The organism is Ruegeria pomeroyi DSS-3 (assembly GCF_000011965.2).
Lineage (GTDB): Bacteria > Pseudomonadota > Alphaproteobacteria > Rhodobacterales > Rhodobacteraceae > Ruegeria_B > Ruegeria_B pomeroyi.
Genome location: NC_003911.12, coordinates 2,116,776 through 2,139,792, shown reverse-complemented (window position 1 = coordinate 2,139,792; position 23,017 = coordinate 2,116,776). Strand labels below are relative to the sequence as shown.

Genomic DNA, 23,017 nt, shown 5'->3' with positions numbered 1-23,017 from the left:
TACGCCTTTGTAAATGCTGCTCTAGTCTTCACTCTCTGGCGCAAGCGGTGCGGTCATCTATAGGTGCGCTCCTCCATCGGTGTGGTGTCGATGGCGTTTAGAATTTCCTGCAACAGCAGGTCTTCGGCCCGGTTCTTGACCGCCGCCTGATTCCAGACAACATGAACGTCGATTGCGGGCAGGCCCTCGTAGGGTGGGACCTGCCACAACAGCCCGTCGCGCACGTCGCGGGCCGCCACATGCAGGGGCAGCGGGCCGATACCCAGCCCGGCGACGATCATCCGGCGCACCTCTTCCAGGTGGCTTGAGATACCGGTGATCTTCTGACCCAGTTCGGCCTGGGCCCGCATGACGGTGACCGGCTTGAGTACATCCTGCAACCGATCCGTCTCGAAACTGACCGAACTGTGCCCCGCCAGATCCCGCAGGCTCAGATCGGGTTTGCCGAACAATGGATGCGGGGGGCCGCAGAACAGGCCGAAAAACTCGCGGAACAGCCGTCTGTATTCCAGTTTGGGGTTGTGATCCTTGACCAGGCACACCGCGAACGAGGCCCGCTTGGCGGTGACTTCGGCGATCGCGTCGGCGCTGGAGAAGACCTCGATCGACAGGGTCGCCTTGGGGTGTTTGGCATGAAAGCGCGCCAGCGCGTTGTCCAGCAGCGGGCTGACGACGTGGCTGGCCACGGTGATGCGGACATTGCCCTGCACCTCGTCGGTCAATTCGCGCATCAGGGTCGACAGGCGCAGCACCGAGCCGTTTATCTCGACCGCCTCGCGATACAGCAGCCGTCCCGCATCGGTCAGCGCGAAATGTCCCGGTGAGCGGTCCAGCAGTTTGCGGCCGATCCGGTCTTCGAGCTTTTTGAGGGCGGCCGAGACCGAAGGCTGACGCAGGCCCAACCGGTTGGCCGCATCGGTGACCGAATGGCTCTCGGCCAGCACCACGAAGGTGCGCAGCAGGTTCCAGTCAAGTTCGCGGGCGATGCGGTCGGGATGGTAGCGGTGAGACGGGTCGGACATAGATCATACCTATAGTCAGAATTCCAATTATCTATTTGAACTATGATAGGTGGCTTTGCACAGTGCCGGCAAGTGTTCACCCGAGGCAATCCCATGTCGATCGAAACCCGCGAGGCCCGTCAGCCCTGGATCCTGCTTTCACCGGCGCTGACGGCGATCATGCTGCTGCTGTTCGTGCCGCTGAGTTTCATTGTCGTCTACAGCTTCTGGCTGCGCACAGCGACCGGGGCGGATCAGGTCGGGTTCTACCTGGACAACTGGGCCGAGGCGCTGAGCGACCGGTTTTATCGGGACATCCTGTTCAGCACCCTGCGCATTGCGGCAATCACCACGGCCGTTTGCGCGCTGATGGGATATCCGGCCGCCTATTTCATCGCTAGATCAAAGGGTAACAAGGCGATCCTTTTGCTTCTTCTGATGCTGCCCTTTTGGATCAGCTACATCATCCGCACGATGAGCTGGATCAATATCCTGGGCGTGTCAGGCGCGTTCAACTCGGTGCTGATTTCGCTGGGGGTGATCTCCGAGCCGATCCAGATGCTGTATAACGAGACGACTGTGATCCTGGGGCTGGTGCATTTCCTGCTGCCGTTCATGGTCCTCAACATCTATGTCAGCCTGGACGGGATCGACACCAATCTCGAAGCGGCGGCCAACTCGCTGGGCGCCACCAAATGGCAATCGTTTCTGCAGGTGACCCTGCCGCTGTCGCTGCCCGGTCTGGCGGCGGGCGGGCTGCTGTGTTTCGTGCTGGGGGCGGGCACCTATATCACGCCGCTGGTGCTCGGCGGGCCGCGCGATGCGATGTTTGCCAACCTGGTGTTCGAGGCGATCATCACCCAGCTCAACTGGCCGCTCGGCTCCGCTCTCAGCCTGATGCTTCTGGCGGTGCTGGGGGCGCTGGTGATGATCTACAACCGTTATCTGGGCATGGCCCAACTGATGAAGGGGTTGGGCTGATGGGCTGGCACCTGATCCGCGCCTGGTCGATCGGCGTCTATATCTTCATGTTCCTGCCGGTGGCGGTTGTGGTTCTGCTCAGCTTCAACGCCTCGCAATTCGGCAGTTTCCCGATGACGGGGTTCTCGCTGCGCTGGTTTCTGGAGTTGTGGAACAACGAGGCGATCCTGCGCGCCTTTCGCACCTCGCTGGTGCTGGGGCTGATGACGGCGCTGATCTCGACCACGCTGGGCGTTCTGGCGAGCCTGGCGCTGGTGCGCTACAAGGTTCCCGGAGCCAATCTGATCTCGACGCTGCTGATCGCGCCGATCCTGGTGCCCGAGGTGGTGCTGGCGGTGGCGCTGCTGTTGTTCCTGAACTTTCTGGGCGTGAACAAGAGTTTTGGCCTGCTGCTGTTCGGCCATGTCATCTTTACCCTGCCGTTTGTGATCCTGGTGGTGCAGGCGCGGCTGGTCAGCATCAAGCGAGACATCGAAGAAGCGGCGATGAGCCTGGGCGCGACTCCCATCCAGACCTTCTTTCAGATCACCTTGCCGCTGATGATGCCGGCGGTTCTGGCCGGGGGCCTGTTCGCCTTTACCATCAGTTTCGACGACATCACCGGAACCCTGTTCTGGAAGCCCGGCGGTGTCGAGACCGTACCCACCCAGATTTTTGCGATGCTGCGCAACTCGATCTCGCCCGAGATCAACGCGCTTGGCACCGTGATGATTGTCATGACCGTTGGCCTGCCCCTGCTGGGGGCGGCCATCGCGCGGCAACTGGCCCGAAAAAGGGGCACATGAGAACCGCAATCCATCAACCCGATCCCGACATGGAGTGAGACATGACCAAGAAAATGGACAACACCACCCGGTATGAGCGCCTGCGCGAGCGCTATATGAACGGCGATATCGACCGGCGCGGCTTTCTGGGGCTGCTCGGTGCCGCCGGTCTGGCCTATGGGGTGCAGTCGCCCTTTGCCCGCTATGCCCATGCCGCCGCCGACCAGGTGCGCTTTGATGGCTGGGGCGGCGTGGTCTCCGAGGCGTTCCGCAAATTCGCCTTTGATCCTTATACCGCCAAGACCGGTATCCAGGTGGTCGACGGCACCTTTGGCGGCGGCGACGAGTATCTGAGCCGGGTCAAGGCCAGCCAGCCGGGCGAGTACAATATCGCCCACCTGTCCGGCGTATTCGATTACGCGCGGTATCACGGGCTGGGGCTGACCTCGGAGCTGAACGAGGCCAATATTCCCAATCTCGGGCTGGTGATCCCCAAACTGGTCGACGTGTTCCGCGGCGTGACCGGGGGCAAGCTGTCCTGCGTGCCCTATGACTACGGCACCACCGGTCTGGCCTATAACCGCAAGCATATCAGCGACGACCAGATGCAGGAGATGGGCGCGAAAATCCTGATCGACGACAGCCTCAAGGGCAAGATCGGCGGCTGGAGCGACTGGCGCACCCGCATGTGGTACGCCGCGTTGCAGACCGGACAGGATCCGAACGGCGTCACCGACGAAGAGGCCGCATGGGACGCGGTGCGCGCCCATCGCGATCTGGCGTTGAAATACTGGACCTCGGGGGCCGAGTTGATGAGCCTGCTGGCCGAGGAAGAGATCTATGTGACCGAAGGCTGGTCGGGCCGCATCTATGCCCTGCAGGAACAGGGCCACGATATCGGCTATATGGATCCGCCCAACGGGTTCGGCTGGCAGGAATGCCTGTTCGTGATCAAGGGCTCGCCGATGGAGGCCTGTGAAGAACTCTTGAACTTCATGCTGGCGCCGGAAACCTCGATCGCGGTGGCCGAGGGGCAGAACTATCCCACCGCGCTGGACCCGACCAAGGTCGATCTGGGCGACAAGATCCCGACACTGCCGGCATTCGATCCGACCGGCACCCTGTCCGGTCTGACCTTTGCCGATCCCGACTACTGGAACGGGCACGAGGCCGAATGGTCCAAGACCTTTGGCCGCGTGCAGAAAGGGTATTGAGAGCGACCCGCTCCCCGGGATCGGCCCGGGGAGCAACCCCCAGAACCGGAGAGCGTTCCCGTGAGTTCCGTCACCCTCAGCAATATCGTGAAGCGTTTTGGCGAATTCACGGCGGTGCATCCCACCAATCTCGACATTCCCGAAGGCGCGTTTGTCACGCTGCTGGGCCCCTCCGGCTGTGGCAAGACCACGAACCTGCGCATGATCGCGGGGTTGCTGGACCCGACCGAGGGGGAAATCCTGATCGGCGGGCGGCGCGTCAACGATGTGCCGATCCACAGGCGCAACCTGGGGATCGTGTTTCAGAACTATGCGCTGTTCCCGCACAAGACCGTGGCCGAAAATGTGGCCTTTGGGTTGAAGTACCGGGATGGCCCAAGGGCCGCGATCGCCGGCAAGGTGCAGGCGGCGCTCGATCTGGTGCAACTGCCCGATGTCGGCAACCGCTATCCCAAGGAACTGTCGGGCGGCCAGCAACAGCGGATCGCATTGGCGCGCGCCATCGTGATCGAACCCGATGTGCTGCTGCTTGACGAACCGCTCTCGGCGCTCGATGCCAACCTGCGCGAGGATATGCGGGTCGAGCTGAAGCGCATCCAGCATCAGATCGGGGTGACCACGGTTTTTGTGACACACGACCAATCCGAGGCGCTGGCCATGTCCGACAAGATCGTGGTGATGAGCGCGGGCCGTGTCGAGCAGGTCGGCACCCCGTCCGAGGTCTACAATACGCCCGCCAGCGAATTCGTGGCCAATTTCCTGGGCGCCTCCAACATCCTGACCGCCGATTGCATCCGCGTGGACGGGCAGGGCGCCATGCTGGAGGTTCCCCTGTTCGGCAGGGTCCCGGTTGCATCGACCAAGGCGGCAGGCGTCAGCCAGGGGGCCGCAAAACTGGTGCTGCGGGCCGAGAAGCTTACCCTTTATGATACCAGCGCCGACACATCGGCCCTTGTTACTGCCCCGGCCACGGTCGAGACCGTCGACTATCAGGGTCAGACCGTGCGCTATTTCGTGCGCGTCGCCCAGACCCAGCTTCAGGCCATCAACATGATCGACGAACGTCCCTTTGCCGAGGGCAGCACTGTCACCGTCGGATTCCGCCCACAGGATTGCGCGGCCCTGCAAGGAGTTTGAAATGTCGCATCTTTTCTATCAGGGGCGCGGCCGAAAACCGGTGCTGGATCAGGCCCGGGGCGTCTATATGTGGGACAAGGACGGCAAGCGCTATCTCGATGGATCCTCGGGCGCGATGGTCTGCAATATCGGCCATTCCAATCCCAATGTGCTGGCCGCGATGCAGCGTCAGATGGAGAAATCGACCTTTGGCTACCGGCTTCATTTCGAGACCGAGGCCTCGGAAAAGCTGGCCTCGAAACTGGCCGCTCTGGCGCCCGGGGGGCTGGACAAGGTGTTCTTTGTCTCGGGCGGATCCGAGGCGGTGGAAAGCGCGCTGAAGCTGGCCCGGCAATACATGAACGCCACCGGGCAGGGCAGCCGCTGGAAGGTGATCTCGCGCCAGCCCTCGTATCACGGCAGCACGTTGGGCGCGCTGGCGGTGACCGGATACACGCCGCTGAGCGCGCCGTTCGAACCGATGCTGCGGCAGATGCCCAAGATCCCGGCGCCGCGCGCCTATCTGGACGGGCGCGATCCGCGGGACCCGGCGAGCGGGCACCATTATGCCAACATGCTGGCCAGCGCGATCGAGGCCGAAGGGCCCGAAACCGTCGCCGCCTTTATCGTCGAGCCGGTCGGCGGGGCCTCGACCGGGGCGCTGGTGCCACCGGCAGGTTACATGGAGCGCATCCGCGAGATCTGCGACCGGTACGGCATCCTGATGATCGCCGACGAGGTGATGACCGGGGCCGGGCGCACCGGGCGGTTCCTTGGCTCTGATCATTGGAACGCGCGCCCCGATATTATCGTGATGTCCAAGGGGCTGGGCGCGGGCTATGTGCCGCTGGGCGCCATGATCGCTGACGCGCGTCTGGTCGAACCGGTGCTGGACGCGGGCGGCTTCGCCCATGGCTATACCTATGCCGGCAACCCGCTGGCCTGTGCCGCCGGCCTTGCCGTGGTCGAGGAAATCGAAGGTCAGGCCCTGTGTGCCAACGCCGACCGGATGGGAGAGCGCCTGCTGGCGCGACTGCGCGGGCTGATGCAGAAACACGAGGTCATCGGCGATGTGCGCGGCATGGGGCTGTTGACCGCCTTTGAACTGATGAGCGACCGCGACAGCAAGGCGCCGCTGCCCAAGGGGCTGAACGCCTATCAACGGCTGGTCGATATCGCCTATGACAAGGGATTGATCGTCTATTCCCGCCGCACCCGCGACGGGATCGAGGGCGATCACATCCTGGTCTGCCCGCCCCTGATCGTCACCGACGACCATCTGGACGAGATCATCGAGGGGCTGGACGCGGCGCTGTCGCAGTTCGCCGATGAGATCGCCGGGACGGCTGGCTGATATGTCCCGCATCCTGATCACCTGCGCCATCACCGGCTCGATCCACACCCCGTCGATGTCGCCCTATCTGCCGGTCACGGCGGACGAGATCACTCAACAGGCCGTTGATGCGGCGGATGCCGGGGCGGCGATCCTGCATCTGCACGCGCGCGATCCTGAAACCGGCCGGCCCTCGGCCGAGATCGGGCATTTCATGGGCTTTCTGCCGCGTATCAAACAATCCTGTGAGGCGGTGCTGAACCTGTCGACCGGGGGCAGCGCGGTGATGACGCTGGATCAGCGGCTGGCCGCGCCCAAACAGGCGGCGCCCGAGATGTGCAGCCTGAACATGGGCACGATGAACTTCGCGCTCTACCCGGCGGCGGATCGGATCAGCGACTGGAAACACGATTGGGAAGAGCCCTTCCTGCGCGGTTCCGACGATCTGGTGTTCAAGAACACGCCGCGCGACATGGCGCTGATCCTGGGCGAAATGGGCACCAAGCGCGGCGCAAGGTTCGAGTTCGAAGTTTATGATGTGGGTCATCTCTACATGCTGCGCCATTTCGTGGATCGCGGACTGGTGCAGGGGCCGCTGTTCATCCAGTTCGTGTTCGGCGTGCTGGGCGGGATCGGTCCCGACCCCGAGAACCTGATGCATATGAAGACAGTCGCTGACAAGCTGTTTGGACAGGATTACCTGTTCTCGGTTCTGGCCGCCGGACGCCATCAGATCCCGCTGGTCACCATGGCGGCAGCGATGGGGGGGCATGTGCGCGTCGGGCTTGAGGACAGTCTGATGATCTCGCGCGGGGTGCTGGCCCGTTCGAATGCCGAACAGGTGCGCAAAATCCGCCGCATCGTCGAGGATCTGGGTCGCGAGGTGGCCAGCCCCGGTGAGGCGCGCGCGATGCTGGGGCTCAAGGGCGCGGACAGGACGGCATTCTGATGGATTTGGTCCTTCGCATCGCACAACAGGCGGATGCCGCCGCGCTGAACCGGGCGCTGCAACGTCTGTCCGACGATCTGGGCGACCGCCACCGGGCGCGCCCGGTGGATCTCGAACAGGCCGGATGGGGCGCGATGCCCGCCTTTCGCGCGGTGCTCGCCGAGCAGGCGGGCGAAATTCAGGGCGTTGCGCTGTATTCGCCGCTGTTCTCGACGACACAGGGAGGCGCGGGGCTTTATGTGTCGGACCTGTGGAGCGCGCCGCAGCTGCGCGGCCAGCGGATCGGGACCCGCCTGCTGGCGGCGGCGCTTGCGGATGGGCGCCAGCTTTGGGGCGCGCGTTTCCTGAAGCTGTGCGTTTATGACACCAGCGCCCGGGCGCGGCGCTTTTACGATCATCTGGGGTTCGTCTCGGCCGGGGGCCAGAGCAACCTGATACTGGACGAGGCCGGCTGTGCGGCCCTGAGAGGTGAAGAATGAAAGCGGTCTTCGACACGCGGCAATGGCGACACGACCCGCAGCATTTCATGGCCAATGGTGCCGTCCTGCCCAATCCCGAGCAGCCTCGCCGCATCGAGGTGCTCAGGGCCGGGGCCGAGGCGGCCGGTTGTGTGTTCGCGGCGCCCGGCGATGCGGGGCTGGGCCCAATCGCGGCGCTGCATTCGCCCGAATACCTGACGTTTCTGCAGACCATCCATGCCCGCTGGCGCCGGATTCCCGGCGCCGGGGCCGAGGTGATCCCCAATATCCATCCGGGCGCGCGCACCGACGGATACCCGAAATCCGCTGTCGGGCAGGCGGGATATCATCAGGCCGATACCGCTTGCCCCATCGCCGAAGGCACCTGGGAGGCGGCATATTGGTCGGCCCAGTCGGCCATCACCGGTGCCGACCTGATCATCCAGGGAGAGCGGTCCGCCTATGTCCTGTCGCGGCCACCGGGCCATCACGCCTTTGGCGATCTGGCCGGGGGGTTCTGCTTTCTGAACAATTCGGCCATTGCGGCCGAGCGGCTTCGCGCCGCGGGTCTGCGCCCGGCCATCCTCGATATCGACGTGCATCACGGCAACGGCACGCAAGGCATCTTTTATGAGCGCGACGACGTGCTGACGGTGTCGATCCATGCCGATCCGGCGCGCTTTTATCCGTTCTTCTGGGGCCATGCGCAGGAACGGGGCGCGGGCCGGGGGCTTGGGTATAACCTGAACCTGCCGTTGGCACGGGGCACCGGGGATGATGACTATCTCGATACCTTGAGCGTCGCGTTGCGGCAGGTTGCCAGCTTTGGCAGCCGGGTGCTGGTGGTGGCGCTTGGCCTCGATGCCTCGATCGATGATCCGTTTCAGGGGCTGGCGATCACCCAGGACGGGTTTGCCCGGATCGGGGCGGCCCTGGCGGGAACCCGGGTGCCGGTGCTGTTCGTGCAGGAGGGGGGCTATCTCTGTGACAGTCTGGGTGACACTCTGACCCGGGTGCTGACCGGCTTCCAGGAGGCGCTGTGAAGACTTCGGATGTTCTTGTCATCGGCGGCGGCATCGCCGGGATCAGTGCGGCGGCGGAACTGGCCGCGCATATGTCCGTGTGCGTGCTCGAGGCCGAGACAGTGCCGGGATATCATGCCACGGGCCGGTCCGCCGCGATCTTTATCCGCAACTACGGCAACGCCACCCTGCGTGCTTTGAATGCCGCCTCGGCCCCGTTTCTGGCAGCGCCAGATGGCATCGGCACGGACAGCCTGCTTTCGCCCCGCGGTGAGATGCTGATTGCCACCGAAGACGAGTTGGACGCGCTTGACGCGTATTCGGCTGGCGCCACCGGGCTGGAGGCGCTGACACCGGATCAGGCGGTGGAACTGGTGCCGATCCTGTGCCGCGAGCTGATTGCCGGGGCGATCATCGAATGGGACGCCCAGGACATAGACGTCGATCGCATGCTTGCGGGATATGGCCGCCTGCTTCGCGCCCGAGGGGGGCAAACCGTGACTGGGGCGCGGGTAGAGGGGATGCGCCGCAAGGCGGGTGTCTGGACGGTTCGCGCAGGCGATACCGACTATCAGGCGCCTCTGGTGGTGAATGCGGCCGGCGCCTGGGCGGACGGGGTCGCTGGCCTTGCGGGGCTGGCGCCGCTTGGGCTGCAACCGATGCGCCGCAGTGCCGCGCTGCTGCCTGCACCGGCCGGGCACGATATTCGCACCTGGCCCCTGTTCGCCAGCGCGGCCGAGCAATGGTACGCCAAACCCGAAGCCGGCAAGCTGATGGTCAGCCCGGCCGACGAAGACCCGGTTGAACCCCACGACGCCTGGGCCGAAGACATGGTGCTGGCCGAAGGTCTGCACCGCTATGAACAGGCCGTGACCCATCAGGTGACCCGTGTGGAGAGAACCTGGGCGGGGTTGCGCACCTTTGCCCCGGATCGCAGCCCGGTGGTCGGGTTCGACCCGCGGGCCGAAGGGCTGTTCTGGCTGGCCGGGCAGGGGGGGTACGGCATCCAGACCGCGCCCGGTCTGTCCCGGCTGGCGGCTGCGCTTGTTGCAGGAGAGCGGGTCGTGCTGGATACTGACACTGTCGCCGCGCTCTGCCCGGCAAGATTTTTCACCTGACCAAACGAGGACTCCATGACCGATATCACCCGCCACCATACCGGCACCCGCATGAGCCAGATCGTCATTCATGGCGATACGGTCTATCTGGCGGGGCAGGTTGGTACTGCCGGCGCCAGCGTCGCGCAGCAGACACAGGACTGCCTGAACCAGATCGACGCGCTCTTGTCCGAGGCGGGGAGTGATCGCACCCGGATCCTGCAAACCACCATCTGGCTGGCGGACATGGCGGATTTCGCCGAGATGAACGCGGTCTGGGATAGCTGGGTTCCCGCAGGGCATGCGCCCGCGCGCGCCTGCGGAGAGGCAAGGCTGGCAACGCCCGACTACCGGGTAGAGTTCATCGTCACCGCGGCAAGAGCTGACTAGCTCCTGACCGGACACCCGTTTCGCCAAGAGCCTGCGCCGTGGCCCCGCGACGCGGCAGCGGGGCCACGGCGCGCGCGAACCGGTTTGAACCGGCAAGCGCTCCCGGCGGTTTTGCTGTCGGAAACGGAGTCCCCTGTCACAGTCTTCACGAAACGCTCTCGGCCTGTGCCCTGGTTTCCAGCGGGGCCGCCGAACCGCCTCTCGGGGTGAGACGCCGATCAAGGGCGTCGGAGAAATGCGGCGCGACTGCCTCCAGGGCCTTCTCTCTCGTCGCTGACTGAACCGGACCGGTTCTGCGGCGCGTCCTGGTGGCGGGTCGATCTGATTTGCCCGCTGCGCGCCGCGGCAAGCCGAGGGCCAGACAAACCGATCTCATAGCACTGAGCGCTGTTTCCCGGATGCCGCAAGCAGGCGGATCGTTTGCAAGTGCCCAAAAAAGAGAGGGCGATGCAGTGCATCGCCCGGGAGTGAGGGTGGTCCCGTCCGCAGGAGACCCCTGCGGACGGTTTGGCAATGGCCGGCTTAGATAGGCTCGTCGCCTTCGTCGCCTTCGTCGCCTTCGTCGTTTTCATTGCCTTCGTCGTCTTCGTCGCCTTCGTCACCTTCGTTGCCTTCGTTGTCTTCGTCTCCCTCATCTCCTTCGTTGGCATCGGCCTGGCTGTCGCCCTCGTTGCCTTCGTTGCCTTCGTCTCCTTCGTCTCCTTCGTTGCCTTCGTCGCCTTCGTCGCCTTCGTCGCCGTCGTTGTCGTCGTGGACCTCGTTTTCTTCGTTACCTTCGTCGTCCTCGTCGTTTTCGTCGCCTTCGTCGTCTTCGTCGCCTTCGTCGCCTTCGTCATACTCGTCGGCTTCGTCGCCTTCGTCGTCTTCGTCGCCTTCGTCGGCTTCGTCGTCTTCGTCGCCTTCGCTGCCTTCGTTTTCTTCGTCGAACTCGTCGTTTTCGTCGTTTTCGTTATCCTCGTTGTTTTCGTCGCCTTCGTTGTTTTCGTCGTCTTCGTCGTTTTCGTCGCCTTCGTCGGCTTCGTCACCTTCGTCGTATTCGTCGTTTTCGTCGTCTTCGTCGCCTTCGTTGTTTTCGTCGTCCTCGTCGTTTTCGTCGCCCTCGTCGTCTTCGTCGCCTTCGTCACCCTCGTCGTCTATGCCGCCTTCATCGAATTCGTTGCCTTCGTCGTTTTCATCGCCCTCGTTGCCTTCGTCACCTTCGTCGAGCTCGTCGTTCTCATTGCCTTCATTGCCTTCGTTGTCTTCGTCGTCCTCGTTGTCCTCGTCAGATTCGTCGCCTTCATCATATTCGTCGTGCTCGTCGTTTTCGTCGTCTTCGTCAGCTTCGTCACCTTCGTTGTCTTCGTCGCCTTCGTCATCTTCGTCGGCTTCGTCGTCCTCGTCGCCTTCGTCGGCTTCGTCACCTTCGTTGCCTTCGTCACCTTCGTCGTGCTCGTCGGCTTCGTCGCCTTCGTCGGCTTCGTCACCTTCGTCGTTTTCGTCGCCTTCGTCGCCACGATTGTCGATATCGGCTTCGTCACCTTCATTGCCCTCGTCACCGTCATCGCCGGTGCCGGTTTCGGCCTCGTCGCCTTCGTCGCCTTCGTCGTACTCGTCGCCTTCGTCGCCTTCGTCGTTTTCGTCGTGCTCGTCGCTTTCGTCGGACTCGTCGCCTTCGTCGTCCTCGTCGCCTTCGTCGAATTCGTCGTCTTCGTCGCCTTCGTTGCCTTCGTTACCCTCGTCGAATTCGTCGTTTTCGTCGAACTCGTCGTCCTCGTCGCCTTCGTTACCCTCGTCACCCTCGTCGTTTTCGTCGTTCAGATTGGTTTCGTCGCCTTCGTTGCCTTCGTCGCTTTCGTCGCCTTCATCACCTTCGTCGGCTTCGTCATCTTCGTCGCCTTCGTCGTCTTCGTCGCCGTCGATCTGGCCCTCGTCGCCCTCGTTACCTTCGTCGCCCTCGTCGCCTTCGTCGCCTTCGTCGCCCTCGTCGAATTCGTCGTCTTCGTCGCCCTCGTTGCCCTCGTTGCCCTCGTCACCTTCGTCGCCTTCGTCGAATTCGTTGTCTTCGTCGTTTTCGTCGGCTTCGTCGCCTTCGTTGCCTTCGTCGTCTTCGTTGTCTTCGTCGTCCTCGTCGGCTTCGTCGCCTTCGTTGCCTTCGTCGTCCTCGTCGTTTTCGTCGGCTTCGTCGCCTTCGTCGTCCTCGTTATCCTCGTCCCACTCGTTATCCTCGTCGCCTTCGTCGCCTTCGTCGTCCTCGTCGTCTTCCTGGCCTTCTATTTCTTCGTTGCCTTCATCGCCTTCGTTGCCTTCGTCATCCTCATCGTCGGTCTGGGGGCCTTCGTTGCCCTCATTGCTCTCGTCGTCCTCGTCGCCTTCGTCGTCCTCGTTGCCCTCGTCGCCCTCATTGTCATAGGGATCGCTGGCGTCGCCTTCGTCGCCTTCGTCGTCCTCGTCGCTTTCGTTGCCTTCGTTGTCTTCGTCGCCTTCGTCGCCGCCGTCTTCGTTGCCTTCGTCGCCTTCGTTGCCTTCGTCGCCTTCGTTGCCTTCGTTGTCTTCGTCGCCTTCGTTGCCTTCGTCAGCTTCGTCGCCCTCATCACCTTCGTCGCCGGACTCGTCGCCTTCGTTGCCTTCGTTGTCCTCGTTGCCTTCGTCGTCTTCGTCGCCTTCGTTGCCTTCGTCGGCCTCGTCACCTTCGTCGTTTTCGTCGTTTTCGTCTTGCTCGTCGCCTTCGTCGCCTTCGTCGTTGTCGTTCTCGTTACCCTCGTCGCCTTCGTTGCCTTCGTCGTCCTCGTTACCTTCGTCGCCCTCGTTACCCTCGTCGCCTTCGTCGCCCTCGTCACCCTCGTTGGCTTCGTCGCCTTCGTTACCTTCGTTGTCCTCGTTGCCTTCGTTACCCTCGTTGCCCTCGTTGCCCTCGTTGCCTTCGTTCCCCTCGTCGCCTTCGTCGCCTTCGTCGCCGCCGTCCTCGTCGCCTTCGTTGCCTTCGTCGCCTTCGTCGCCTTCGTCGCCTTCGTTACCTTCGTTGTCCTCGTTGCCTTCCTCGCCTTCGTTGCCTTCGTCGCCTTCGTCGGCCTCGTTGCCTTCGTCGTTCTCGTTGCCCTCGTTGTCTTCGTCGCCCTCGTCGGCTTCGTCGCCTTCGTTACCCTCGTCGCCTTCGTTGCCTTCGTTGTCCTCGTTGCCTTCGTTGCCCTCGTTGCCTTCGTTACCTTCGTCGCCTTCGTCGCCGCCGTCGGCTTCGTTCTGTTCGTCGCCTTCGTTGCCTTCGTTATCTTCGTTGCCTTCGTTGCCTTCGTTGCCTTCGTCGTGCTCGTTGCCTTCGTCGTCCTCGTCGCCCTCGTCGCCTTCGTTGGTCTCGTCGCCTTCATTGCCCTCGTCGCCATCGTAATAGTCGGGCGCAAAGCTGATGGCGGCGTCCGGACCGGTCAGGGTCAGCGCCTCGTCGATCAGTTCGGCCAGGTCGATGGTCAGGTCTGCGATGTTCAGGGAAGCGGTTGCGATAATGGCGGTCATGACGGAGTCTCCGGTGAAAATGGGTCAAAGATTGAAGCCACGGCCATGTCACGCATGGCCGCGAATGAATGGGTTCTTGAGATCCACGGAACAGAGAAGCAGTTCGGAAAGAGTGCGTCAAAAGCGCATTGCTGCAATACGATCCGACCCGCACAATCCCGCGGGGGCTCATTTGGGCCAAAGTGATGCCAGGTGGCGCCACGGCCCGATAACTGCGTTTTCGAGAGTCATGTTTGACTCGAATCAGGCATCTGTCAACGTCTAACACCGGGAAGCTTTCGGGCGGATGCAGTGTGAAACGCGCCCGCAGACGGCGCCGCAGGCATGCCTCTCAGGGTCATTCGGCATCGCTGCATAGCAGCGAAACGAGTGCGCCCAATTGCGCGTCTCCCCTGAAAACGGACGCTGCGATCCCGGTGCGCAAAGGCCTGTCACCTTGCGTCAAAGCCTGTGCGATCTGGCGGGCCGGCGGATAATTCCAGCAATCGTCGTAGGGGGTGTCGGGACAGGCGAGCGCGGCGCGCAACCGCTTTGCGATAGGGCCGAGATCGGTGAGCGTGCGACGGGCATAGGCCCGGCAGACCGGGTCAGCCAAAGGAGTGTCGCGGAGGGCCAGGGCCCCCGCGACAACCGCCTCGGCAACAAAGGCCGCGGTTTCCCGCAGAACCGGCGGTAACTGTACGCCCGAGCAGCAGTTCAACTGTAGCGCGTGGCCGAATTCATGCGCCACCGTCAACGCATCCCATGGCGTTCCGGCCAGGGGACATGAAACATAGACCTGACCGTCGACCGGCATGTGAAGCGTGAAGGGTCTTGGATAGTTCCGTGGATCCGGTGCGAAATCGACACGCGTCTGGCTTGCGGTCCGGAGGATATCACTTGCAAGTTCGGGCAGAGTTTCGGACAGGCAATCCGCAGCCAATGCCCACAGAGCCGGGCCATCGGGCGATGGCACCTGCCGATCTTGGCCCGTGCCCGGAAGCGATCGCGGTGCCAGTTTCAAAAGGGTTTCGCATTGACCGGCGGTCAGTTCGTTGAGCTGTAGCCATCCTGCGATGGTGGATGCGGGCTTTGAACTCACTTCTGTGCCGCGCAACCCTGGGGCGGTCCGATCTGCCAGATCAGCGGTCTGTCGACTGGCAGCAGCTCGGCGACATAGGCGATTCGGGCGGGGACGGCGTGGCGCGTCACCTGTGTGTCGACCGGCGGAAAGCGGTCCGGGTGGTGCAGGATGGCAAAGGCAAAGAGCGCGGTTTCGGCCAGATCCTCGCGTTCGGGGCTTTTCTGGCCGTACCGGGTCAGGAACATGCCGTCCGATTGTTGGGCGGCGATCCACTCTGGCGCGAGCCGGTGGTCACGATCCCACGAGGCGTGAACCGCCTCGTGGAACAGAGATTCCTCGAGGTGATCGTAGCTTAGCCGGTTCTCGGTGGTCTGTGCGTAAACAACGATACCACCGGTGCCGGCGTGATATCCGCGGCGCCCCTCATGAACGCTGAACCGCTTGATACCGGCGCGCAGAGCCGTGGGCAGGCGTCCAAGCGCCGGTGCGTAGAGTTCGGCCTGTTCCCGGGCCATCTCGTCCGATCCGAATTCGGGGTTGATGGCGATCTCGATCGACGTGCCATCCGCATATTGAGATTGGAAAAGATAGGCGAGAACAACTGGTTCCCCGTCGACGCGCTTGTCCCAGATCTGCCGTTCGGCGCGGCCAAGCTCGTCGAGGCAGACAAAGGTCGTAGGATCGTCGGCGCGGATGATGTCGAACACCGTACCGGCAGTGTTGTCAAAAGGCGGCGGCCGCTGCTGTGCCACCGCCGGCAGGGCGCAGAGGCAGAACAGCGCCGCGGCGGCATTGCGAAACCGGTTGTGCAGCGCGGCGTGCACGCGGCGCCGGGCCGGGTGGTCGGGCGCGGCGGGGCGGAGAGGATGTGTCATGCAGAAAGGGTGACGCAACCGGGGGGGCATGACAAGCGATCTTGCCGCGGCCCCGCGCAACATGGGTTTGGTAAACGGGGGCTGCCCCGGTAAAAAAGCCCCGGTAACGGCAATGTGGGTCAGCTCTCGCCGCAACGCGGCAATTCCACCCGGTCAAAATTTATTCCGAAATACATCTTTTCCTAGGCGTTGCAACGCAGTGCGAATTTTGCAACCATCCGGGCATTCGATAATATTATTCACTCAAGAGAGACCATCCATGTCGCAAAAAGACCTCGGCTTCGTCCGTCGTTCCTACTTTCCAACGATGATTTTCCAGATCGATGTGCCCGAGCCGGAAGACCTGAACAAGAAGCTTCTCGCGTCGATCTATGCGGAGCGCGAAAGAGACAAGAAGGGGATCAGCCGCTCCAACATTCCGGCGCTTGGGGGGTGGCATAGCCACAACGATTTGTACAAATCCAAGGAATATGCCGAACTGGTTGGTCTGATCGGACAGGCCACTTCGAAAATGTCGGAGGATTTGGGCTATGCGGATAGCCATACAATTCGCATCGGCACCATGTGGTCGATCATCAACCCTCCGGGATGCGTGAACCGGGCGCATGTGCATCCGGGCTGCCTGTGGAGCGGCGTGTACTATATTCAGGCCCCGGAAAACTGTGGTAACATCGAGTTTATCGAACCGCGCACCGTGCATCTGATGAACCAGGCCAAGTTTCAGCCGAACAAGAAACGGTCGCGTGAAAACTGGACAAAGGTCCGCTATACCCCGGTCGCGGGGCGCATGATCATATTCCCGGCCTGGCTCTATCATGCGGTGGATCCGAACGAGACAAAGGAAACCGGCGACGCGGGCAATCGGGTCATTATCAGCTTCAACCTGAATCAGGTGAAGAAATCCTGATCCCCATTGTCGCGTAGGCGCGTCGTCATCTTCTCTCCGTAACGCTGACGGAGAGAGCAGGGGGCATCTCGGCAGACCGACCGGTCCTGTGGCCGTCACGTTCGCCGGGTTGCAAACAGAGGAGGGTCCGAATGAACTCGGCAAAAGCCCTCAGGGGGTCGGCCCGGAGAGCTGTCCGCAAGGGCGGACTCATCCTCAGCGCGGCGTTCCTTCTGAGTTTCGCGGTCAACCTGTTGCGGTTGGGCGGCCCGTTCTTCATGATCCTGGTCTATGACCGCGTTCTGACATCCAGGTCGATGGAGACATTGATCGCGCTGTTTTCGCTGCTGATTGTTCTCCTGCTGGTCCTTGGCACCCTGGATTATGCCCGCAAACGATTGCTGGCGCGGTTCGGGGCGCAGTTTCAGGAGCAGATGGAAGAAACGCTGCTCAGGAACTCGGGGCGAAACCATGTGTTTCAGCACAACAAGTCGAAACCGGCTGTGGGGCTGGACGAGGTGGACGGCTTGCGGGGGTTCTTTCACTCCGGTTCGCTGATCGCGGTGTTCGATTTCATCTGGACGCCGATGTTCCTGACTGTGGTGTTTTTCCTGCATCCGCTTCTTGGCTGGGCCTGTCTTGGCGGCGTGGCCGTGATTGGGCTGCTGGCTCTGGCAAAGGCGATGTTCATCGGCGGGCGCCGGGAGCGCGCCAAAGACAGCGCGGGCGCGGTCAACAATTTGCGCAACATCCTGATCGCCTCCCGGGAGACGGTGCGGGGTCAGGACATGGGGGTCGGGTTCCGGCCGCGCTGGCAGCAGGCGCGCGAGGACGCGCGCGACGAAGCGATCGCGCTCAAGGATTGGACGGGCTGGTTCGACAGCATGTCCAAGGTCACCGTCATGGTGGTGCGCTACTCGGTCCTGGCGACCGGCGCCTATCTGACGCTGAACGGAGCTTTGACGGTCGGGGTAATGGTGGCGGCCACCTTCATGGTCACGCGCATTCTGGGGCCGGTGGACCGCTTCTTTACGCAGATCCCGCAGATGTTCCTGGCGCGCGATCATTGGCGGCATCTGAACTCGATCCTGGCCTCGCGCGCCGAGGAGCTTGAGGATGACTATGCCGAGCAACCCGGCGCCTTGCATCAATTGGTTCTGGACAATGTCTCGGTGCGCTCGCCGATTACCAACAATCTGATCCTGCGGTCGGTATCGCTGGTTGCGGATGCCGGAGAGATCATCGAGATCAACGGGTTGTCGAGCCAGGGCAAGACGGTGCTTCTGGAAACCATCCTGGGGATGTGGTCGACCTCGTCCGGTTCCGTTCTGGTCGAAGGGCGGCACAGCTCGCGCCTGACCGACACGGATGCCCGAAACCTGTTCGGCTATGCCCCGGACAACCCGGGTTTCGTCGCGGGCACGATCGAGGAGAACATCTCGGGCCTGGATCCGGAAGCAACGCCGGACAAGGTGAGCCTTGCGGCCAGACGGGCGCGGATGCATGCCGCGATCAGCTCGCTGCCCGAAGGCTACAAGACCAGGCTGGACCCGCGCGGCAACTGCCTGTCGAGTTTCGAGAGATATCAACTTGGCCTGGCGCGGGCCTTTTACGGCGACCCCAAACTCTTGCTGATCGACGGGCTCGATTCCGACATGCTGGTCAGAATTCCGAAGAAACTGAAGGCGACGTTCGACGCGTTCAAGAAGAGTGGAACCACGATCATCCTGACGTCGCGCGATCCATCGGGTCTGTCCAACGTCGATCGGCGGTTCCAGTTGCAGGATGGCAAGTTGACCCTGATGCCCAAGGCGGCGAATTCCAAGCGCCGGGTTACTGAAGAAAACGGCGCCGAAAGCGCGGCAGAGCGCCCGGACGCGGAACGGTCGAAACGTCCGAACGTGTCGGTCCTGCGGAATGTGAACGCGCAGGACCCGGGAAAGACGGGAACGCGTTAAGCCATGGCCGACCCGAAGTCGAAGCGCAGAACATGGACCACCGGCCGCCCGTTTGCGGTCACGGTTTTTTCGCTGATCTTTCTGCTGGGGTGCCTTGCCGTCTGGTCAACACGCGCCAATATCTCGGGCGCCGTGATCGGATCGGGAACGATCGAGGTTTCGACCACGATGACGGCAGTGCAACATCCGATCGGTGGGGTCGTCAGCGAGATCAACGTGCGCAATGGCGACCGCGTGCGTGCAGGCGATATCCTGGTACAGCTCGACAGCCGTCAGTTCCATTCCGATCTGAACGTGGTCGAGGGCGAGTTGTTCGAGGTGCTGGCGAATATCGCGCGGCTTCAGGCGATCATGGATAACCGGCGTCAGATGGAACTGACGCCGGTGCTGGCCGAGGCGGTCCAGACAAAGCCCGAGGTCAAGCTGCTGGTCGAGCGACAGCAACAGCAGCTGACCGCTCATTTCGAGGCGATCACCTCGGGCATGCATCTGCTGGATGAACAGATTACCCAGGTGCGTGCCGAAATCGCGGGGGTCGAGGCGCAGCTTGCGGCAAAGCTGGACGAGATCGATCTCTTGTCGCTGGAGATCGAGAACGCCGAACAGCTTGCGGAACGCAAGCTGATCACGATGTCCGAACTCTACAAACTGAAAAAGGATGACGTCACCATCCGGGGTGAAATCGGCCAGAACGAGGCCAAGATAGCCGAATTGCGCGGCAAAATCTCCGAACTGAACCTCAAGCGCCTCGTGGTGATCCCGGACGCTCAGGAAAAGGCCGAGGAAGAACTGCGCAAGTTGCGGCCGCTGCGGGTCCGCTTCATGGAGATGCGCCTTAGCCTGTTGGATGATTTGTCAAAGTTGGAGATCCGCGCCCCGGTCAACGGCAAGATTCACGAATCCCAGGTGCAGGGGCGGCGCTCGGTGATCACAGCCGCCAAGCCGCTGATGATGATCGTGCCCGATGACGATCCCTATCAGATCGGCGTACGCATCGCCGCGGCCGATATCGACCAGGTTTTCATCGGGCAGGAGGCCTCGATCAAGTTCCGGGCCTTCAACGCGCGCGACCTGCCGATCATCCTCGGGTCGGTGTCGCGGATATCGCCCGATGTCACGCTGGACCCGCTGACCAAGAAATATCACTACGAGGTCAAGGTGGCGTTGAACGCGGGCGAAGAGGCCAAGCTCAATGGGCGTGAACTGTTACCCGGAATGCCGGTCGAGGCCTATATCGCCACCGAAAGCAGGACCGCGATCAACTATGTCGTGCGCCCCATCAAGCGTTTCTTCGACCGGGCCTTGCGCGATACTTGAACGGGGCTGCGGCGCGCCCATTGAACTTTCTGTGCCCGACGGAGGGCCCAACTCGCAGCCGAATAGGCTGCGGATACTGCACCCTCCAAGAACCCGCTCCTGCCCTGGGCTGCCCGTTGCTCATCCAATCCATGAAGTGACCCTTTGACGCCAAAGGTCTATTATAGAACCGGTTGTATCCGTTTCTGTTAGAGTCCTTTGCGTCAGCCGGTGAAGGCGGACAGGATGCAACGTGAACCTCCCGCAATGACGGGGTCCGCCGTTCTGTTCAGGAAAACGGAGGCTCGGAATGGCGACTAAGCGCCTGAACGATAGCCCAAAAAACGGGGTGCCGATCCCCGGTATTTTCCTTACCATTCAATGTATCAAATGGGGCAATCCTGCGGGATTGCAAGTGGCGGAGAGACAGGGATTCGAACCCTGGGTGGGCTTGCACCCACAACGGTTTTCGAGACCGCCCCGTTCGACCACTCCGGCACCTCTCCGCGGGGGTCTGTGAGGGGGGGATTTAGTGAGGTTCGCGCGGGGGTGCAAGCGGAAAGTGACAAGTTTTTGCGCTGCCCCGAATTTCCATTGCCCGGGCAGACAAATGGCTTAGGCTTGGGCTATGACACGACTGTTTCGCGGCGCTTTGCCCCTTGTTCTTGGCTCACTGTTCCTTGTTCTCGCCCTGGCTCTGCCGCTCAGGGCGGCGGATCGGGCGCGGATCGAGGCGTTTCTGGTGACCACCGGATTCGACGTGGCGCTGGATTCGATTGCCCAGGCTTCGGCCTCGGCACCCGGCATGCTGGGGTTGGAGGCCGAGAGCTTTGGCAGCCAGTGGACCACGCTGACGCGCGAGGTGTTCGATACCGGCGTGATGCGGGGGCGGGCGCTGGATATTCTGGAGCAGACGCTCAGCGACACGGCGCTTGATCATGCGGTGGGGTTTTATGCCTCGGATCTGGGCCAGCGTCTGGTGGTGGCCGAAAATGCCGCGCATATGGCCGATGACGACCTGAAGGAAGAGGCGGGCGAGGCGATCGTGTCGGAGCTGGTCCGGCATGGATCGACCCGGATCGAAAGCCTGAAACGGATGAACCGGGCCATCGATTCCTCGGGCACAGCGCTGCGGGCCTTGCAGGAGATTCAGTTGCGGTTCCTGCTGGCAGCCAGTGCCGCCGGGGTGATCGAGCTGCAGATGGAGACCGAGGACCTGCGCGAACTTCTGCGCAGCAACGAGACCGAAATGCGCAATGCGCTGCAACTGTCGGCGCTGGCCTCGGCCGCCTATACCTATCAGGCCTTTTCCGACCACGAGGTGGATACCTATACCGAGGCGCTGGAACAGCCGCTGATGCAGGAGGTGTATGAATTGCTGAACGCGGTGCAATATTCGATCATGGCCGACCGGTTCGAGGTGCTTGCGGTCCGCATGGCGGACCTTCAGCCGGTGCAGGATCTGTGATGCGGCGCGGCGGGGTGGTTCTGTGCCTGTGGCTGGCCGCACCGGTTGCGGCCGAGCAGCCTTTCGACGATCTGGCCCGCGCGATGCGGCTGGATGAGGTGGTTGCGATCCTGCGCGACGAGGGGCTTGGTTATGGCGCGACGCTGGATGCCGAGTTTCTTGGGGGCAGCGGCGGCGCCTTTTTCACCGCGCAGGTTGACCGCATCTATGCGCCGGACCGGATGCAGGCCGCACTCAGCGGCGCGCTGGCCGATCATCTGGATACCGAACAGGCCGCGGCAGCGACCGCGTTTTTCCGCACCGAAACCGGCCAGGCCATCCTGACGCTGGAAAACTCGGCCCGGCGCGCCTTTGCCGATGACGGGATCGAGGAAATGGCGCTGGAGCGGGCCGAACGGGCAGGGGAGGATGACACCCGCCTGCGCCAGGTGGCCGCCTATGTGGCAGCCAACGATCTGGTCGGGCAGAACGTCAAGGGCGCCATCAGCGCCGATTTCCAGTTCTATCGCGGCCTCAGCGACGGGCAGGATCTGGACCGCGATGACGGTGCGGTGCTGGCCAGCCTGCTGGAGGCGCGCGACGAGACCGAGGCCGAAACCCGGCGCTGGGTCATGGGCTTTCTCTATTTCGCCTATGCGCCGCTGGAAGATGCGCAGATGCAGGCCAATATAGACTTTTCCCAAAGCGCCGCCGGACAGGCGCTGAATGCGGCGCTGTTTGACGGGTTCGACCGGCTTTATGGCGAGATCTCCTATGACCTGGGCCGGGCGGTCGGCTTTGCGCTCAAGGCATCGGATATCTGAGCGCGCCGTACTCGGGCAGGTGTTCGGACAGGATCTCCCTTGCCCCTGCTTTTGCAGTTGACAAAGCGCGGCCCGGCATGGATAAGCCCGCATCCCGGCCCGGATTCCGCGCCGGGTTTCGTTATCGTTTGGCCTGCCCGGAAACGGAAGGGCCGTTAATCCGCCCGGAACAGGGCGCGCTGTTCGCAGGTGGCTATCCGTGATGGGGCCGAAACGCCCGGGCAACCGGGGACCGAAGAACGCGGTGACAAGAAGGAAAGACGCATGTTTGCGGTCCTCAAGACTGGCGGCAAGCAGTACAAGGTTCAGGCGGGCGATGTGCTCCGCGTTGAAAAGCTGGCTGCCGATGCAGGTGAAAAAGTTCAATTCAACGACGTGCTGATGCTGGGCGGTGACGCACCGGTCGTGGGCGCGCCGCTGGTTGATGGCGCTGCCGTTCAGGCCGAAGTCATTGATCAGATCAAAGGCGAAAAGCTGATCCATTTCGTCAAGCGCCGTCGTAAGCACAGCTCGCAGCGCACCAAGGGCCACCGTCAGAAGCTGACCCTGGTCCGGATCACCGAGATCCTGACCTCGGGCGCCGACAAGACCGGTGTCAAGGCCGCGACCGGCCAGGCCGCCGCAGGTGCTGCTGCACCCGCAGCCGCAGCTCCCGCAGCCGCAGGTTCGGACGATCTGACCAAGATCACCGGTGTCGGCCCCGCCGCCGCCAAGAAACTGGTCGAAGCAGGCATTGGCAGCTTTGCCGCCCTGGCCGCCTTGTCGGACGAGCAGATTGCTGCTATCGACGCGGTCAAGGTGAAACCCGAATGGGTTGAGCAGGCCAAAGAGCTGGCTCAAGGCTAAGGAGAGAA

Annotated in this window: 21 protein-coding genes and 1 tRNA gene; 17 read left to right on the top strand and 5 right to left on the bottom strand. The window is 62.6% G+C overall.

Features of this window, described 5'->3' with window-relative positions; translation table 11 throughout:
• Window positions 1-53 precede the first annotated feature (53 nt).
• Complete coding sequence (locus tag SPO_RS10200) at window positions 54-1,022, bottom strand: LysR family transcriptional regulator (protein WP_011047740.1); 969 nt, start codon at window positions 1,020-1,022, stop codon at window positions 54-56.
• Window positions 1,023-1,115: 93 nt separating this feature from the next.
• Between SPO_RS10200 and SPO_RS10195 the strand changes: the two genes are divergently transcribed.
• The 10 genes from SPO_RS10195 to SPO_RS10150 are packed head-to-tail and all read left to right on the top strand — an operon-like array spanning window position 1,116 to window position 10,325.
• Window positions 1,116-1,982 carry an ABC transporter permease gene (locus SPO_RS10195; protein WP_044028259.1) on the top strand — a complete coding sequence of 289 codons (867 nt, stop codon included), beginning with the start codon at window positions 1,116-1,118 and terminating at the stop codon, window positions 1,980-1,982.
• Window positions 1,982-2,767: an ABC transporter permease gene (locus tag SPO_RS10190; protein ID WP_011047738.1), complete on the top strand. Its 786-nt coding sequence runs from the start codon at window positions 1,982-1,984 to the stop codon at window positions 2,765-2,767. The genes SPO_RS10195 and SPO_RS10190 overlap by 1 nt, the downstream gene beginning before the upstream one ends.
• A 53-nt stretch (window positions 2,768-2,820) precedes the next feature.
• Window positions 2,821-3,960 (top strand): extracellular solute-binding protein, encoded by a 1,140-nt coding sequence (locus SPO_RS10185; protein WP_044029214.1) that lies wholly within the window; start codon window positions 2,821-2,823, stop codon window positions 3,958-3,960.
• A 60-nt stretch (window positions 3,961-4,020) separates the two neighbouring features.
• On the top strand, window positions 4,021-5,097 hold the full coding sequence (locus tag SPO_RS10180) for an ABC transporter ATP-binding protein (protein WP_011047736.1): 1,077 nt from the start codon (window positions 4,021-4,023) through the stop codon (window positions 5,095-5,097).
• Between the two features lies 1 nt (window position 5,098).
• Complete coding sequence (locus SPO_RS10175; RefSeq protein WP_011047735.1) at window positions 5,099-6,430, top strand: aspartate aminotransferase family protein; 1,332 nt, start codon at window positions 5,099-5,101, stop codon at window positions 6,428-6,430.
• Between the two features lies 1 nt (window position 6,431).
• Complete coding sequence (locus SPO_RS10170; RefSeq protein ID WP_011047734.1) at window positions 6,432-7,358, top strand: 3-keto-5-aminohexanoate cleavage protein; 927 nt, start codon at window positions 6,432-6,434, stop codon at window positions 7,356-7,358.
• Window positions 7,358-7,837 (top strand): GNAT family N-acetyltransferase, encoded by a 480-nt coding sequence (locus SPO_RS10165; RefSeq protein WP_011047733.1) that lies wholly within the window; start codon window positions 7,358-7,360, stop codon window positions 7,835-7,837. The genes SPO_RS10170 and SPO_RS10165 overlap by 1 nt, the downstream gene beginning before the upstream one ends.
• The gene (locus SPO_RS10160; RefSeq protein WP_011047732.1) at window positions 7,834-8,859 is read left to right on the top strand and encodes a histone deacetylase family protein; all 1,026 of its coding nucleotides are present in this window, start codon (window positions 7,834-7,836) and stop codon (window positions 8,857-8,859) included. The genes SPO_RS10165 and SPO_RS10160 overlap by 4 nt, the downstream gene beginning before the upstream one ends.
• Window positions 8,856-9,956, top strand: coding sequence for an NAD(P)/FAD-dependent oxidoreductase (locus tag SPO_RS10155; RefSeq protein ID WP_011047731.1), 1,101 nt, complete (start codon window positions 8,856-8,858; stop codon window positions 9,954-9,956). Before SPO_RS10160 ends, SPO_RS10155 begins: the two co-directional genes overlap by 4 nt.
• A 15-nt stretch (window positions 9,957-9,971) precedes the next feature.
• Window positions 9,972-10,325, top strand: coding sequence for a RidA family protein (locus SPO_RS10150; RefSeq protein ID WP_011047730.1), 354 nt, complete (start codon window positions 9,972-9,974; stop codon window positions 10,323-10,325).
• Window positions 10,326-10,847: 522 nt separating this feature from the next.
• Here the strand turns inward: SPO_RS10150 and SPO_RS23090 are convergent.
• From SPO_RS23090 to SPO_RS10130, 3 genes are all read right to left on the bottom strand, one after another.
• On the bottom strand, window positions 10,848-13,814 hold the full coding sequence (locus SPO_RS23090) for a hypothetical protein (protein ID WP_030003214.1): 2,967 nt from the start codon (window positions 13,812-13,814) through the stop codon (window positions 10,848-10,850).
• Window positions 13,815-14,151: 337 nt separating this feature from the next.
• Window positions 14,152-14,910 carry a hypothetical protein gene (locus tag SPO_RS22880; RefSeq protein ID WP_144083992.1) on the bottom strand — a complete coding sequence of 253 codons (759 nt, stop codon included), beginning with the start codon at window positions 14,908-14,910 and terminating at the stop codon, window positions 14,152-14,154.
• Entirely contained in the window at window positions 14,892-15,752 is an 861-nt protein-coding gene (locus SPO_RS10130; RefSeq protein ID WP_044028256.1) for a hypothetical protein, read from the bottom strand. Before SPO_RS10130 ends, SPO_RS22880 begins: the two co-directional genes overlap by 19 nt.
• Window positions 15,753-16,011: 259 nt before the next feature.
• On the opposite strand from SPO_RS10130, the gene SPO_RS10125 reads away from it, so the two are divergent.
• The 3 genes from SPO_RS10125 to SPO_RS10115 all read left to right on the top strand — a co-directional run bounded on the left by SPO_RS10125 (window position 16,012) and on the right by SPO_RS10115 (window position 19,913).
• The gene (locus SPO_RS10125; protein WP_044028254.1) at window positions 16,012-16,659 is read left to right on the top strand and encodes a 2OG-Fe(II) oxygenase family protein; all 648 of its coding nucleotides are present in this window, start codon (window positions 16,012-16,014) and stop codon (window positions 16,657-16,659) included.
• A gap of 131 nt (window positions 16,660-16,790) precedes the next feature.
• A complete protein-coding gene (locus SPO_RS10120) occupies window positions 16,791-18,596 on the top strand; it encodes a type I secretion system permease/ATPase (protein WP_011047725.1) in 1,806 nt (601 codons plus the stop codon).
• Between the two features lie 3 nt (window positions 18,597-18,599).
• Window positions 18,600-19,913 (top strand): HlyD family type I secretion periplasmic adaptor subunit, encoded by a 1,314-nt coding sequence (locus tag SPO_RS10115; protein ID WP_011047724.1) that lies wholly within the window; start codon window positions 18,600-18,602, stop codon window positions 19,911-19,913.
• 395 nt (window positions 19,914-20,308) lie between these two features.
• On the opposite strand, the gene SPO_RS10110 is transcribed toward SPO_RS10115, so the two are convergent.
• Window positions 20,309-20,398, bottom strand: a tRNA-Ser gene (locus tag SPO_RS10110).
• 122 nt (window positions 20,399-20,520) lie between these two features.
• Here SPO_RS10110 and SPO_RS10105 point away from each other — a divergent pair.
• The 4 genes from SPO_RS10105 (at window position 20,521) to SPO_RS10095 (ending at window position 23,009) form a co-directional block, all read left to right on the top strand.
• Entirely contained in the window at window positions 20,521-21,360 is an 840-nt protein-coding gene (locus SPO_RS10105; protein WP_011047723.1) for a DUF2059 domain-containing protein, read from the top strand.
• Entirely contained in the window at window positions 21,360-22,163 is an 804-nt protein-coding gene (locus SPO_RS10100) for a DUF2059 domain-containing protein (protein WP_044028249.1), read from the top strand. Before SPO_RS10105 ends, SPO_RS10100 begins: the two co-directional genes overlap by 1 nt.
• A gap of 77 nt (window positions 22,164-22,240) precedes the next feature.
• Entirely contained in the window at window positions 22,241-22,366 is a 126-nt protein-coding gene (locus SPO_RS23430) for a hypothetical protein (protein WP_269138913.1), read from the top strand.
• 61 nt (window positions 22,367-22,427) lie between these two features.
• Window positions 22,428-23,009 carry a 50S ribosomal protein L21 gene (locus SPO_RS10095; protein WP_011047721.1) on the top strand — a complete coding sequence of 194 codons (582 nt, stop codon included), beginning with the start codon at window positions 22,428-22,430 and terminating at the stop codon, window positions 23,007-23,009.
• Window positions 23,010-23,017: the final 8 nt, after the last annotated feature.